The organism is Rhodanobacter sp. B2A1Ga4, assembly GCF_018101315.1.
GTDB classification, from domain to species: Bacteria; Pseudomonadota; Gammaproteobacteria; order Xanthomonadales; family Rhodanobacteraceae; genus Rhodanobacter; species Rhodanobacter thiooxydans_A.
The window spans coordinates 1,808,089-1,822,442 of sequence record NZ_JADBJR010000001.1 but is presented as its reverse complement, the minus strand read 5'-3'; the positions used below and the strand labels follow the sequence as shown (position 1 = coordinate 1,822,442).

Sequence of the window (14,354 nt, the reverse complement as noted above, 5' to 3'; positions counted from 1 at the left end):
GGGTTGGGGTGGGGTGCTTTTTGCATGCAGGGGGAGGGGAAATCCGCTGCGCATATGCCCCGCGTGGCTGCGCGCGCCGGGCAAGGTTATTTCGGAACCCCGCCGGCGATCGCGTAACATGCCCGGATGACCGGCGCGCGATGGCGCGCCGCGCAAGACCGGCCTGGGTTCCACGCATGAGCAAAGACAACGCGTCGACGCGCTCGCACCTCGACGATCTCGAGGCGGAAAGCATCCACATCTTCCGCGAGGTGGCGGCCAGCTTCCGCCACCCGGTGATGCTGTATTCGATCGGCAAGGATTCCTCGGTGCTGCTGCACCTGCTGCGCAAGGCGTTCCATCCGGCGAAGCCGCCGCTGCCGCTGCTGCACGTGGACACCACCTGGAAGTTCCGCGAGATGATCGCGTTCCGCGATCAGGTGGCCGCAGCCGGCGACGTGCAGGTGCTGGTGCACATCAACCAGGAAGGCGTGCGCCAGGGCATCTCGCCGCTGACCCACGGCGCGACCGTGCACACCGACGTGATGAAGACCCAGGCGCTGAAGCAGGCGCTGGACCAGTACGGTTTCGACGCGGCGATCGGCGGCGCCCGCCGCGACGAGGAGAAGTCGCGCGCGAAGGAGCGCGTGTTCTCGTTCCGCAACGCGCAGCATCGCTGGGACCCGAAGCGCCAGCGCCCGGAGTTCTGGCATACCTACAACACGCAGATCCGCAAGGGCGAGAGCGTGCGGGTGTTCCCGCTGTCCAACTGGACCGAGATGGATGTGTGGCTGTACATCCGCCGCGAGAGCATCCCGGTGGTGCCGCTGTACTTCGCCAAACCGCGCCCGGTGGTGGCGCGCGACGGCGCGCTGATCATGGTCGACGACGAGCGCTTCACTTTGCGCGAGGGCGAGGCGGTGGAAATGCGCGAGGTGCGCTTCCGCACGCTGGGCTGCTACCCGCTCACCGGCGCGGTGGAATCGTCCGCCGACACGCTGGACAAGATCATCCAGGAGATGGCCGACTCGCGCAGCTCCGAGCGGCAGGGCCGGGTGATCGACCACGACCCCGACGCCTCGATGGAACGCAAGAAGCAGGAGGGTTACTTCTGATGGCCGCCTCGACTGCTTCCGCCATCACGGCTGCCGACGCCGACAAGAGTCTGCTGCGCTTCATCACCTGCGGCAGCGTGGACGACGGCAAGAGCACCCTGCTCGGCCGCCTGCTGTACGACGCCGGCACGGTGCCGGACGATCAGCTCGCTGCGCTGGCGCGCGACAGCCGCCAGCTGCATGCCGACGCGGGCGACACGCTGGACTTCGCCCTGCTCACCGACGGACTGGACGCGGAGCGCGAGCAGGGCATCACCATCGACGTCGCCTACCGCTACTTCCACACCGCGCGACGCAGCTTCATCGTGGCCGACTGCCCGGGCCACGAGCAGTACACCCGCAACATGGCCACCGGCGCCTCCAATGCCGAGCTGGCGGTGGTGCTGGTGGACGCGCGCAAGGGGCTGCTGCCGCAGACCCGCCGGCATACATATATATGTGCGTTGCTGGGCATCCGCCGGGTGCTGCTGGCAGTGAACAAGATGGACCTGGTCGATTGCGACCAGGCGCGCTTCGAGGCGATCGCCGCGGAATACCGCGAACTGGCCCGCAGCCTCGGTATCGTCGAGGTGCAGTGCCTGCCGGTGGTTGCGCCGACGGGCGACAACGTGGGCTCGCGTTCGTCGCGGATGCCCTGGTACACCGGCGCCAGCCTGCTCGAACTGCTGGAGTCGGCCGACGTCACCCCGCTGCGTGCCGGCGATTTCCGCATGCCGGTGCAGTGGGTGAACCGGCCCGACCAGTCGTTCCGCGGCTACGCCGGCACGATCTGCGGCGGTCGCGTGGCGAAGGGCGATGAGGTGATCGTGCAGCCCGGCGTGCAGCACGCACGCATCGAGCGCATCATCACCGCCGACGGCGAGCTGGACAGCGCCGGCGACGGCCAGGCGGTGACGCTGTGCCTGGACCGCGAAATCGACGCGAGCCGCGGCGACGTGATTGCCGACGCGCAGCGCCCGGCGCCGGTGGCCGACCAGTTCGCCTGCCACCTGCTGTGGCTGGGCGACAATGCGCTGCTGCCGAACCGCGCCTACTGGCTGAAGCTCGGCACGCGGACCGTCAACGCGCGGGTGATGTCGATCAAGCACAAGGTGGACGTCAACAGCCAGGCCAAGCTCGCCGCACGGCAGCTGGTGCTCAACGAGGTGGGCTACTGCACGCTGGGCCTGGACGACGAGGTCGCGTTCGAGGCGTACGCGGACAACCGCACGTTGGGCGGCTTCATCCTGATCGACCGCCAGAGCAACGCCACGGTGGCCTGCGGCATGCTGGACTTCGCGCTGGGCCGCTCGGCCAACGTACACTGGCAGCACGTCGACATCGACAAGGGCGTGCGCGCTTCCAGCAAGGGTCAGCAGCCGTTGTGCCTGTGGTTCACCGGCCTGTCCGGCGCCGGCAAGTCCACCGTCGCCAACCTGGTCGAGCGCCGCCTGCATGCGCTGGGCTGCCACACCTACCTGCTCGACGGCGACAACGTGCGCCACGGCATCAACCGGGACCTGGGTTTCACCCCGCAGGATCGCGTGGAGAACATCCGCCGCATCGCCGAGGTGGCGCACCTGATGGTGGACGCCGGGCTGATCGTGCTGGTCAGCGCGATCTCGCCGTACCGCAGCGAACGGCGCTCCGCGCGCGAGCTGTTCGCTGCGTCGGAATTCATGGAAGTGTTCGTGGACGCGCCGCTGGCGGAGTGCGAACGGCGCGACCCGAAGGGCCTGTACCGCAAGGCGCGTGCCGGCGCGATCCGCAATTTCACCGGTATCGACGCGCCGTACGAGCGGCCCGAGGCGCCGGACATCCACCTGCTGAGCGGCGGGCAGCGCGCCGAGCAGCTGGCCGAACAGGTCGTGGCGCGGGTGCTGGCCACGCTGGATGGCGGCGCGGACGACTGACGCACCGCGGCCAACGGCCGCGCACCGCTTGGATTGCCCGCTGCCGGCGGCGATAATGCGGGACTTTCCCCGCAAGGCACCGTCGCGATGACCGAGAAGACCGTACTCAACGCCACCCACCGTGCGCTCGGCGCGCGCATGGTCGACTTCGGCGGCTGGGACATGCCGATCAACTACGGTTCGCAGATCGAAGAGCACCATGCGGTGCGTCGCGACGCCGGCATGTTCGACGTCTCGCACATGACCGTGGTCGACCTGCACGGCGCGCGCACCCGGGAATTCCTGCGCCATCTGCTGGCCAACAACATCGACAAGCTGAAGGTGCACGGCAAGGCGCTGTACTCGTGCATGCTGGACGAGCGCGGCGGGGTGATCGACGACCTGATCGTGTACTACCTCGGCGAGGAGTTCTTCCGGCTGGTCGTCAACGCCGGCACCCGCGCCAAGGACCTGGCCTGGATCGAACGCCAGGCGCAGGCGTTCGACGTGCAGGTGAAGGAGCGCCCCGAGTTCGCGATGATCGCGGTGCAGGGTCCGCATGCGCGCGCGAAGGTGCTTGGCCTGCTGCACGAGGTCGACCGTCCGCGCATCGAGAAGCTCGGCAAGTTCAGCGCCGCCGCCGCGCAGGGTCCGCACGGCATGCCGCTGTTCGTGGCGCGCACCGGCTACACCGGCGAGGACGGCTTCGAGATCATCGTGCCGGCCGAACACGCCATCGCGCTGTGGGAGGCGCTGGCCGCCGCGGGCGTGGTGCCGGCCGGCCTCGGCGCGCGCGACACGCTGCGCCTGGAAGCGGGCATGAACCTGTACGGCCAGGACATGGACGAGAGCGCCACGCCGTGGGAGGCCAACCTCGGCTGGACCATCGCGCTGGACGAGGGCCGCGATTTCATTGGCCGCGCCGCGCTGGAGCAGCAGAAGGCAGCCGGCGTGCCGCGCGTGATGGTCGGCCTGGTGCTGGACGACAAAGGCGTGCTGCGCCACGGCCAGAAGGTGCTGACCGCGAACGGCGAGGGCGAGATCCTCTCCGGCAGTTTTGCGCCGACCCTCAACAAGGCGGTGGCGTTCGCGCGCATTCCGGTCGGCGAGCCGGGCGACGTGCGCGTCGACATCCGCGGTCGCGAGGTGCCGGTGCGCCTGGTGAAATACCCGTTCGTACGCGACGGCAAGCCTTGCGAAGGGATCTGAGCGGCATCGCGCCGCGGTACATTCTTCCCCCCGGCGGATGTGGCTAGAATCACCGCCTGTAACCCAACCCAACGACTGGACCCCGATCATGAGCGAGATTCCCGGCGATCTGAAATTTCTCAAGTCCCACGAGTGGGCCCGCGCCGAAGACGACGGCCTGGTCCGGGTGGGCATTTCCGACCATGCGCAGGGGCAGCTCGGCGACCTGGTCTACGTGGAACTGCCGGAAGTCGGCTCCGCCGTGAAGGCGGGCGCCGGTGCCGCCGTGGTGGAATCGGTGAAGGCGGCCTCCGACATCTACTCGCCGGTTTCCGGCGAGGTCGTCGCGGTCAACGAGCTGCTCAACGACAAGCCCGAGACCATCAACGAGGATGCCTTCGGCGAAGGCTGGATCTTCCTGGTGCGGCCCAGCGACCGCGCCGAGCTCGACGAACTGCTCGACGCGAACGACTACGAAGAGCTGGTCGAGAACGAAGACCACTGAAGTCACCCGCGAGCATGCTCGACCCTGCCGGCCGCCCAGTGCGGCCGGCACTGTTTCCGGGGTGGACGTGTCATGACGTCATGCATGCGACCGCTTCATTCTCTGTGCGTGCCATTGATGAAACCGTGGGTCCGCAGGCGAGCTCCTCTCCTCCGATGAAATCATCCCGATGGTCGCGCCGCGCATGCATGTCATCGACGATGCCATCGCCCGCGAATCGACCTCGCGGCGTCGCCATCAGCGAGCAGCGCCGGAGTGCCGCACATCCCGTTCGCGTCGTTCCCGGGGTGCGCCTGGGGCAGGGTGCCGGATATTTTTTGCCTGTGCCGGGATACCGGTTTGACGGGTTTCAGTCGTGTTCTGTTCATCTGCCGGGAGTCGCCCGGTGGCCAGGAATGTGTCGCGCGCGAGTGATGCCATGCGTTGACCATTTTACGCGTCTTTGTTTGGCTCACGCCTTGAAACCGTTGTGTACCAAGGGCTATGGGCGTTCATTACATTTTTTTGTAAAAAGTCTTTGGATGTCTGGACGTCCATTTGATAAATATGACCATTGCCCCGAAAGCCTTGTCGAGGCAGGCTGCGGGCCGGTTTGGGAGGGGGTGAGGCGGGTTGATTTGATGATTGAAATCAATTGACAGCAGAAATCTTCGGGGATAGCTTTCGCAACAGATCACGGGGAATGCGTTTTATGGCGACAACGAAATTCATCAAGCCGTATGTCGAGCACGGTGAAAAGGCCAATGCAGTACGCAAGATCACTGTCTCGATTCCGCTGCATGTGCTGCGGCGGCTTTCTGATTTGCGCACCCACCGTCAAGTGAACAATCTTCGGCACGCTACCAACAGCGACTTGTTGGTCGAGGCGTTCCTGCACGCTTTTACTGGGCAACCACTGCCAACTGATGAGGAGCTGAGACGAACCATGGCCACTGCCAAGAAATCCGCTGCAAAGAAACCGGCCGCCAAGAAGGCCGCCGCCAAGAAACCCGCCGTGAAGAAGGCCGCCGCCAAGAAGCCGGTTGCCAAGAAGCCGGCCGCCAAGAAGGCTGCCGCCAAGAAGCCGGCCGCCAAGAAAGCTGCCAAGAAGCCGGCAGCCGCCAAGAAAGCTGCTGTAAAGAAGGTTGCGAAGAAGGCTGCGCCGAAGAAGGCCGCCGCCAAGAAAGCTGCACCGGCCAAGGTGGTGAAGGCCACCAAGACCGCGAAGACCAAAGCGAAGAAGTAAGGCGACACGCGACACCCTACAATAAGACAAGCAATCGACTTCTCTCCCCGCGGTGCCCAGCGCGGGGAGAGCACTTCGAGAAGCCTTCGTCCCGGCCTGGCCGGGACGCTTCGTTTCCGGGGCTGGCAAATTCCTTCCACGGTGGCTGCATGCCACTCCGCTGCCCGCCTCGACCGCGCCGCTTTCCGGCGATTGCAGCGACGGCCTGCGTCGACGGATGTCCGCCAGGCGTCACGGGTCTACGGGTCATTTGCCGTGCTGCGCCATTGGAGTTACCTTCTGCACATCCGCGCCGCGGCAAATCAGGGGATTCGCCGCTCCTGGATGGACAGGGGGAAAAAGCGCGGGTATCTGTCGACACTCAGTGAGAGACCATGGATACCCGATACATACTTGATACGCGCCGGCATGCGCGCGGGGCCGTTCGGCCCCTGATCATTGCCATCATCGCCATCTTCGCCCTGCTCGCCGTGGGTGCGTGGTTCCTGATCATCAAGCCGCACCAGGACTTGATCATGGCCGACTCGGGCGGTCATCCGTCCACGCCGGTTTCCGCGGCGACGCGGGCGGCGCCGCCGCCGGCCAACGTGGCGGCGATGGGCCTCGACCAGCTGCTGACCGAGGCGCGCAGCGCCATGAACGAGCAGCGCTACCTGGCGCCGGCCGGCAACAATGCCTTCGAGTTCTACCTGCGCGTGCTGGAAAAGGATCCCGGCAACAAGGTGGCTTCCGATGCGTTGCGCGAGACGTTCCCGTTCGCGGCCACTTCGGCCGAGCAGGCGATCAACTCGCGTGACCTCGGCGAAGCGCAGCGCCAGATCGACCTGCTGGCGAAAGCCGACCCGGCCAACTTCACCCTGACCATTCTCCGTTCCAAGCTGGATGCCCAGCGCAAGACGCAGGACAAGCAGCAGGCCGTCGATCAGCAAAAAGCCGCGCAGCTGGCCGCCCAGAAGGCCGCGGCGGAAAAGCAGGCGGCAGATCAGCTGGCTGCGCAACAAAAGGCCCAGTTGGCCGAACAGCAGAAGACAGAGCAGGCGCGCACCGCGCAACAGCCGCGCCAGCAGGCCGCGGCGAGTGCGGCGGCTGATGGCGGCGCCGCAAGTGCGGACGGTGCTACTGCGGCTGGCGGGGACACGGCAGCAGTGCTGGTGAAGGGTATGGCGGCACGCTACCCCACGGCCGCCATGCGGGCACGCCAGGAGGGCTGGGTGGTGGTGTCGTTCACGGTCGATCCCGACGGCACGACCAGCAACGTGAAGGTGGTTGATTCGCAGCCGCGCCACGTCTTCGATCGCGCCGCCATCGACGCGGTGGAACGTTATCGCTTCAATCCGGCGATGAAAGACGGCACGGCCGTTTCCAGCGTCAAGCAACAGCGGATCGAGTTCAAGCTCTGACCCTGACGTGAGGAAAGCAAAAAGGGCGGCGCATGTTTCGCATGCGCCGCCCTTTTTTTGGGATGTTGCAGCCCGGCGCCGGTGCGGGCCCTCAGCGGTGACGCGGTGCGCGACGATGCGTGCGCGCTTTCGATTTTGCCTTCGGCTTCGCCGCGGGTCTGGCGGCACTGTCAAGGTTGGCCCAGTCGACGTGCGGCAGGCCCAGCAGGTCGTCGAACACCATCGGCATCAGCCCGCTCGGCGTGGGGCCGGTGGAGTTCCACAGGGTCACCACGCCGGCACGGTACTTCGGGAAGAAGCCGATCATGGTGCGATAACCCGCCACGGCGCCGGCGTGATAGATCAGGGTCTCGCCGCCGTATTTGTAGACCCGCCAGCCGAGTGCGTAGTACGCGTCGGTCAGTCGCGCGCGGCGCCACGGGGTGGCGTGCAGTTCGCTGGGTGTGGCGACGCCGGGAGCGTGCAGCATGTCCAGCAGCGAGGTGGGCAACACGTCCTGGCGGCCGCCCATCTGCGCGATCAGCCATTTTTCCATGTCGCGCAGGCTGGCGTTGACGCCGGCCGCCGGCGCGACCCGGTAATAGGTCTCGCTCGGCTCGAATGGCACCCAGCCCCGGCTGGTGGCGCGATGCGGGCGCGCCCAGCTCTTGCTGGATTCCAGTGCGGCGCGGCCGTAGCTGGCGGTGGTCATGCCCAGCGGATAGAAGATGCGCTTGTCGACCTGGTGATAGAAGAAGTCGCCGGTGCGCGCGAGCACCACGTCGCCGATCATGCTGAAGGCGACGTTCTGGTAGCCGTAGCACTGGCCCACGCCGCAGATCATGTCGACTTCGTCCAGCTTGCGCACCAGTTCTTCGTACGAAGTGTCGCCCTCGAGCATATTGTCGTAGGTGTTGCGTGGCAGGCCCAGCCGTTGGCCCAGGATGTCGCCGACGGTGGCCTGCGAGGCGGCCTGCATGTCCTTCAGCTTGAAGTACGGCAGCACGTCGATCAGCTTGGTGTCCCAGCCCAGCTTGCCGTCGTCGACCAGCAGGCCGGCGATGGCGGTGGCGAACGCCTTCGACAGCGAGGCGAGACGGAACACGGTGTTCGGCGTGATCGGCTGCCTGGTGGCAGCGTCGGCATAGCCGACGGTGCCCTCGTAGACCACCTTGCCGTCGACCACCACGGCGGTGGCCAGGCCGGCCACCGCATCGCGCTGGGCGAGGAGGTTCAGCCAACGCTGGTAGTCCGCGAGCGTCTGCTTGACGCGCAGTGGCGGGAGTTTCTGCGGCGTGTTGCCGACACTGACCGACAGCGTGGCGGGCGCCGGGGAAGCGGGTGACGCGGCGGCGCGGAGCGGCGTGCAGGTCAGCCCCAGTGCGCCCGCGATCAGCAGGAAGATCTTATGAAACTGCATGGTATTCTGACGTGGTTCCGGCGTGGGGATGCGCCTCAGGGTGGAGAGCTCGACGATGGGTCTGATCGTTTTTCTGATTGTTGTTGTCCTGATTGTCTTGTACTTCGTGGCGATCTACAACGGACTGGTCACCTCGCGCAACGGCTACAAGAACGCGTTTGCGCAGATCGACGTGCAGCTCACCCGGCGCCACGACCTGATTCCGAACCTGGTCGAGACCGCCAAGGGCTATCTCGCGCACGAACGCGGCACGCTCGAGGCGGTGGTGCAGGCGCGCAACGCGGCGGTCAGCGGGCTGGCCGGTGCGAAGGCCAACCCGGGCGATCCGGCCGCGATGCAGCAGCTGGCCAGCAGCGAGAATGCCTTGACCCAGACGTTGGGCCATTTGTTCGCGCTGCAGGAGGCCTATCCCGACCTGAAGGCGAACCAGACCATGATGCAGCTCTCCGAAGAGCTGACATCCACGGAGAACCGCGTGGCATTCGCGCGCCAGGCGTACAACGACTCGGTGCTGACCTACAACAACAAGCGCGAGGTCTTTCCCGCCTCGTTCGTGGCGAACAGCTTCGGCTTCGCCGCGGCCGAACCGCTGAAGATCGAGGACCCGGCCGTACGCGACGTGCCGAAGGTTTCCTTCAGCTGATCGCCGTCGCGTCGCGGCGCATGCCGCGGCGCCACCCGGGAGCTTCCATGGATTTCTTTGCGCAACAGGCGCGCGTGCGCGGCAGCAGCCGGCGTCTGGTGCTGCTGTTCGTGCTGGCGGTGGTGGCGATCGTGGCGACGATCGACGCGGTGGTATGGCTGACCATGGGCCATCACGCGGCCGCCGGCGAACCGGCTGCATCGAACCTGCCGCTGTTGTTCGCCAGCAGCGGCGCGGTCATCGCCGGGATCGGGCTCAGTTCGCTGTTCCGCATCATGAGCCTGTCCAGTGGTGGCAAGGCGGTGGCCGAAAGCATGGGCGCGGTGCCGGTACCGCCGGATACCCGCGACCCGCAGCTGCGACGGCTGCGCAACGTGATCGAGGAAGTCGCCATCGCTGCGGGCGTGCCGGTGCCGGACATCTATCTGATGGCCGACGAAGCGGGCATCAACGCCTTCGCTGCCGGCTACTCGGCCTCCGACGCGGCGGTGTGCGTGACCCGGGGCTGCCTCGACCAGCTCAGCCGCGACGAGCTGCAGGGCGTGATCGCGCACGAGTTCAGCCACGTGTTGAACGGCGACATGCGGCTCAACATCCGCCTGATGGGCCTGCTGTTCGGCATCCTGGTGCTGGCGATCGTGGGACGCCGGGTGATCTGGTTCGGCGGCAGCGGCAACCGTCGGGGTGGCGGCCAGGTGTGGCTGATCGGGCTGGCGCTGATGGCGGTCGGCTACATCGGTTATTTCTTCGGGCGACTGATCCAGGCCGCGGTGGCGCGCTCGCGCGAATCGCTGGCAGATGCCTCGGCGGTGCAGTTCACCCGCCAGACCGACGGCATCGCCGGCGCGTTGAAGAAGATCGCGATCCTCGCCGAAGGCTCCACCCTGCAGGTGGCGAACAAGCAGGAAGTGGCGCACATGCTGTTCGGCGAGGCCGGTACGTTCAACGCGCTGTTCGCCACCCACCCGCCCTTGCTCGAGCGTATCCGGATGCTGGAGCCTGGCTTCAAGGAGGCTGACCTGGCGCGCATGGCGGCGGGGATGCAGCGCGAAGCGGCGTCGCCACCACCTGCGCCAGCGAACGGCCCCCTGGCCGCCGCCTCGAGCGTGCCGGGCATGTCGTTGCCACCGATACTGACGGGTGTGCTGGCCGGCGGCGTTGCCTCAGTCGCTCCGGCGTTCCAGCATGCCGCGGCCGTGCAGCAGGCGATACCGACGAGCCTGGGCGAAGCCGTGCAGCAGCCCGAGTCCGCGCTGACGGTGATGCTGGCGCTGGCGCTGTCATTGGAGGCGGAGTTGCAGCCGGCGCAGCGCCGGATCGTCGCCGATGCGTTTGGTGACGACGTGCAGCGCGCCGTGCAGATGCAGGTTTCCGTCTTGGCCACCTTGGCGCCGATCGCGCGCCTGCCGCTGGTCTCGCTGGCGTTTCCCGCGCTCAAGCAACTGCCTGACGGACGCCAGCAGACTTTGTTGCGCGCGCTCGACGACCTGGTCAAGGTGGATGGTCGGGTCGACATCAACGAGTACTGCCTGGCGCGGCTGCTGCGCATTCACCTGAGCGAGGCGCGCTCGCCGCGCCGCGCACCGGTCGATGGCGTGAAGAAACTCCCGGCGGCGCGCGACAGCGTGATCCTGGTCTGCACCATCGTTGCCGCGGCTGGCTGCTCGGACGAGGCCGCTGCAAGGCGCGCCTGGCTGTTGGCGATGCAGCAGGCGTTCCCCGGCGAGGCCATCGAGTGGACGCCGCCGGCGGCGGCCTGGCAGGCGCCGTTCGAGCACGCGCTGGACGATCTGGACGGGCTGAGCCCGATGGCCAAGGAGCTGGTGATCCAGGCCTTGCTGCGCGCGGTCCACGCCGACGGCCAGGTCAGCGTGGAAGAGGCCGAGTTGTTGCGGGTGATCTGCGCCAGCCTGCATTGCCCGGTGCCTTTGTAGGAGCGCACTCTGTCCACAAGGGACTTCCTTCGGTCGTGCGAGATGCTCCTCGTCACGTGACGGAAAGCATCGCGCACAAGTGCGCTCCTACAGGGTTCCTTCGCCGAGAATCAACGCGCTCGCCCGTTCGGCGATCATGATCGTGGGCGCGTTGGTGTTGCCTGTGGGCAGGCTGGGCATCACCGAAGCGTCCACCACGCGCAGCCTGTCCACGCCGCGCACGCGCAGCTCGCTGTCAACCACTGCGCGATCGTCCTTGCCCATGCGGCAGGTGCCGACTGGGTGGTAGATGGTTTCCGCCTTGCGCCGGATAAAGTCGGCGTATTCCGCGTCGGTGCCGATGCGCCGCTCGGGGAACACCGGCGCACCGCGGTGCGGTGTGAACGCCGCCTGGTCGAGGATCTCGCGCGACAGCCGCGCCGCCTCGATCATCATCTTCAGGTCGTGGCCCTCCGGGTCGCCGAGGTAATTGGCATGGATCGCGATCGGCTGCGCCGGGTCGGCCGAGTGCAGGCGCAAGCGGCCGCGGCTGCGCGGATGCAGGTAGCAGGCATGCAGCGTGTAACCGTAGCCGGGCAGGCGATGGCGACCGTGGTCGTCGAGCAGCGCCGGCACGAAGTGGAACTGCAGGTCGCAGCGTTCGTCGCCGGCGAAGCGGCTGCGCACGAAGCCACCGGCCTCGGCCACGTTGGAGCTGCCCGGCCCGTCGCGATGACGCAGCCAGCGCCAGCCGGCGGACAGTTCGTTGAGGTGATCGTAGCTGAGCTTGCCCGGGTTGCCGTCGAGCGTGCAGATGTCCAGGTGGTCCTGCAGGTTGGCGCCGACCTCGGGCAGGTCGGCGAGCACCGCGATGCCGTGCCCGCGCAGGTGGTCGGCCGGGCCGAGTCCGGACAACATCAGCAGTTGCGGCGTATTGATCGCGCCCCCGGCGAGGATCACCTCGCCCGCCTCGATCCGCTCGACGCCATGCCGGCCGCGGCGCAGCTGCACGCCGATGGCGCGGTGCTGCTCGATCAGTACGCGCTCGACCAGTGCATGCGTGCGCACATGCAGATTCTCGCGTCGGCGCGCAGGTTTCAGGAATGCGGTCGCGGTGGAGCATCGCGCGCCGTTGCGCTGGGTCACCTGGTACAGGCCGAAGCCGGCCTGTAGTTCGCCGTTGAAGTCGTCGTTGCGCGCGAAGCCGGCGCTCACGGCCGCGTCGATCAGCGCGGCGGACAGCACGTTGTGGTGACGCAGGTCGGCGACGCCGAGCGGACCGCCTGTGCCGTGCAGCGCGCTGGCGCCGCGGCTGTTGTCCTCGCTGCGCAGGAACCACGGCAGTACCTCGTGCCATGACCAGCGCGGGTCGCCGCTGGCTTCGGCCCAGCGGTCGTAGTCGGCTGCCACGCCGCGGATGTAGCACATCGCATTGATCGAACTGGAACCGCCGAGCGTCTTGCCGCGCGGCCACCACAGGCGGCGCTGGCCGAGCGCGGGCTCCGGCTCGGTGCGGTAGTTCCAGTTGAGCGCGCGGTTGTTGGCCAGGCGGGCGATGCCGGCGGGCATGTGGATCAGCGGGTTCCAGTCCGTGGGGCCGGCTTCCAGCAGCAGCACGCGCCTGCCCGGATCGGCGCTGAGCCGGTTGGCCAGCACGCAGCCGGCCGAGCCGGCGCCGACGATGACGTAGTCGTAGTGGTTCAAGGCTTCCCCACGCTTCGCTGGATGGATATGGCCGCATGCTAGGCTTGCCGCGCCCCACGCTGGATGCCCCCGTGAGTTTGCCCCGTCAAACCGTTGTGGAACAAGCCGCCGCGCCGATGCTGTCCGCGCTGGCGTTCTTTTTCGTGATGACCTCGTACTACATCATCCGGCCAGTCATGGGCCAGCTGAGCGGTGCGGTCGGTTCGCAGTCGCTGCCGCTGTTCTACGGCGCGGTGTTCGTGGTGATGCTGCTGCTGGCGCCGGTGTTCGGCATGCTGGTGGCGCGCTTCCCGCGCAGGCAATTGCTTGGCTGGAGCTACAGCTTCTTCATTTTGTGCCTGCTCGCGTTCGTGCCTGCGTTCATGGCGCAGGATCGCATCGGCGCGCGCGAGCTGGGCGTGCTGTTCTTCGTCTGGGCCAGCGTGTTCAACCTGTTCGTGGTGTCGCTGTTCTGGAGCTTCATGGCGGACATCTTCTCCAGCGGTCAGGCACGGCGGGTGTTTTCGCTGATCGCATTGGGCGGCATGGCTGGCGCGGTCTTTGGTCCGCTGGTGACCAGGCTGCTGGTGCAGCTGATCGGGGTGGCGCCGTTGCTGGTGGTTTCTGCATGCGCGCTGACGCTCTCGCTGGCGCTTTTGCTGCGGCTTTCCGCGCAACACGATCGGCAGTCGGGCAGCGCTGGCGAGGCTGCGATCGGTGGCTCGCTGTGGGCTGGCATCAGGCAGCTCTGGTCGCGCCCCTTCCTGCGTTACATGGCTTTGCTGATGCTGTTCGGCGATGGCATCGGCACGCTGGCCTATGCGCTGGTGGCGGACTATGCCAAGGCGCATTTCACCAGCACGGTCGCGCGCACGCTGTTCTACAGCAATCTCGACCTGGCCACCAATCTGCTCGGTGCGCTGCTGCAGTTGAGCGTGACGCCATGGCTGCTGGTGCGTCGCGGCGCGGGCTGGGGATTGGTGGTCCCGTCGCTGGTGAATCTGGCCTTGCTGGCCGGGGTGGCGCTGATCGGTGGCGGGAGTTTTGCGTTCTTCAGCTACAGCGTGCCGCTGCTGGCGGTGATGCAGGTGATCACGCGCGGCTTCGCCTACGGCATGACCAAGCCGGCGGTGGATGCGCTGTATACGAGGGTGCCGCGCGAGACGCGCTACAAGGGCAAGAACTTCGTGGAAACCGCAGTGTGGCGGTTCGGCGACGTGGTGGTGACCAGCGCAGTGAGCGGCCTGCGCCTGCTGGGCTGGGGCGTGGCTGGCCTGGCCTTGGCCGGTGCCGGCGTTGCCGCGCTGGCCGTCATGGTGTCCCGGCGTGCCGGCTGGTCGCCGGATCTGGCGCCGGACGAGCAGGCGCCCGAGGACAAGACGGCGAATGCATCGGCTTGAGTCGATGCTTTCCCGAATCCCGAATCCCGAATC

The 14,354-nt window shown here is 67.0% G+C and carries 10 protein-coding genes and 2 pseudogenes; 10 read left to right on the top strand and 2 right to left on the bottom strand.

Annotation, left to right across the window (positions count from 1 at the left end):
* The first annotated feature begins 176 nt into the window (after window positions 1-176).
* From cysD to IMW82_RS08445, 7 genes and pseudogenes are all read left to right on the top strand, one after another.
* A complete protein-coding gene (cysD, locus tag IMW82_RS08470; protein ID WP_211004246.1) occupies window positions 177-1,094 on the top strand; it encodes a sulfate adenylyltransferase subunit CysD in 918 nt (305 codons plus the stop codon).
* Window positions 1,094-2,986 carry an adenylyl-sulfate kinase gene (gene cysC, locus IMW82_RS08465; protein WP_211004245.1) on the top strand — a complete coding sequence of 631 codons (1,893 nt, stop codon included), beginning with the start codon at window positions 1,094-1,096 and terminating at the stop codon, window positions 2,984-2,986. Before cysD ends, cysC begins: the two co-directional genes overlap by 1 nt.
* A gap of 87 nt (window positions 2,987-3,073) precedes the next feature.
* Window positions 3,074-4,174: a glycine cleavage system aminomethyltransferase GcvT gene (gene gcvT / locus IMW82_RS08460; RefSeq protein WP_211004244.1), complete on the top strand. Its 1,101-nt coding sequence runs from the start codon at window positions 3,074-3,076 to the stop codon at window positions 4,172-4,174.
* An 88-nt stretch (window positions 4,175-4,262) separates the two neighbouring features.
* Window positions 4,263-4,658, top strand: a complete 396-nt coding sequence (gene gcvH / locus IMW82_RS08455) for a glycine cleavage system protein GcvH (protein ID WP_211004243.1) — start codon at window positions 4,263-4,265, stop codon at window positions 4,656-4,658.
* Window positions 4,659-5,340: 682 nt separating this feature from the next.
* Window positions 5,341-5,604 (top strand): annotated as a pseudogene (gene metJ, locus IMW82_RS17970) (met regulon transcriptional regulator MetJ); the annotation flags it as partial.
* 108 nt (window positions 5,605-5,712) lie between these two features.
* Window positions 5,713-5,793, top strand: a pseudogene (locus IMW82_RS17965) (histone-like protein 2); the annotation flags it as partial.
* A 464-nt stretch (window positions 5,794-6,257) separates the two neighbouring features.
* Complete coding sequence (locus tag IMW82_RS08445) at window positions 6,258-7,283, top strand: energy transducer TonB (protein WP_211004241.1); 1,026 nt, start codon at window positions 6,258-6,260, stop codon at window positions 7,281-7,283.
* Between the two features lie 91 nt (window positions 7,284-7,374).
* On the opposite strand, the gene IMW82_RS08440 is transcribed toward IMW82_RS08445, so the two are convergent.
* On the bottom strand, window positions 7,375-8,682 hold the full coding sequence (locus IMW82_RS08440; RefSeq protein ID WP_211004240.1) for a serine hydrolase domain-containing protein: 1,308 nt from the start codon (window positions 8,680-8,682) through the stop codon (window positions 7,375-7,377).
* A 55-nt stretch (window positions 8,683-8,737) separates the two neighbouring features.
* Here IMW82_RS08440 and IMW82_RS08435 point away from each other — a divergent pair, with 55 nt between their 5' ends.
* Window positions 8,738-9,325 (top strand): LemA family protein, encoded by a 588-nt coding sequence (locus IMW82_RS08435; RefSeq protein ID WP_108470456.1) that lies wholly within the window; start codon window positions 8,738-8,740, stop codon window positions 9,323-9,325.
* 47 nt (window positions 9,326-9,372) lie between these two features.
* Window positions 9,373-11,259 carry a M48 family metallopeptidase gene (locus IMW82_RS08430; protein WP_211004239.1) on the top strand — a complete coding sequence of 629 codons (1,887 nt, stop codon included), beginning with the start codon at window positions 9,373-9,375 and terminating at the stop codon, window positions 11,257-11,259.
* 87 nt (window positions 11,260-11,346) lie between these two features.
* Here the strand turns inward: IMW82_RS08430 and IMW82_RS08425 are convergent, their stop codons facing one another.
* Window positions 11,347-12,942, bottom strand: coding sequence for a choline dehydrogenase (locus tag IMW82_RS08425; protein ID WP_211004238.1), 1,596 nt, complete (start codon window positions 12,940-12,942; stop codon window positions 11,347-11,349).
* A gap of 116 nt (window positions 12,943-13,058) precedes the next feature.
* Between IMW82_RS08425 and IMW82_RS08420 the strand changes: the two genes are divergently transcribed.
* On the top strand, window positions 13,059-14,321 hold the full coding sequence (locus tag IMW82_RS08420) for an MFS transporter (protein WP_211004330.1): 1,263 nt from the start codon (window positions 13,059-13,061) through the stop codon (window positions 14,319-14,321).
* Window positions 14,322-14,354 lie beyond the last annotated feature (33 nt).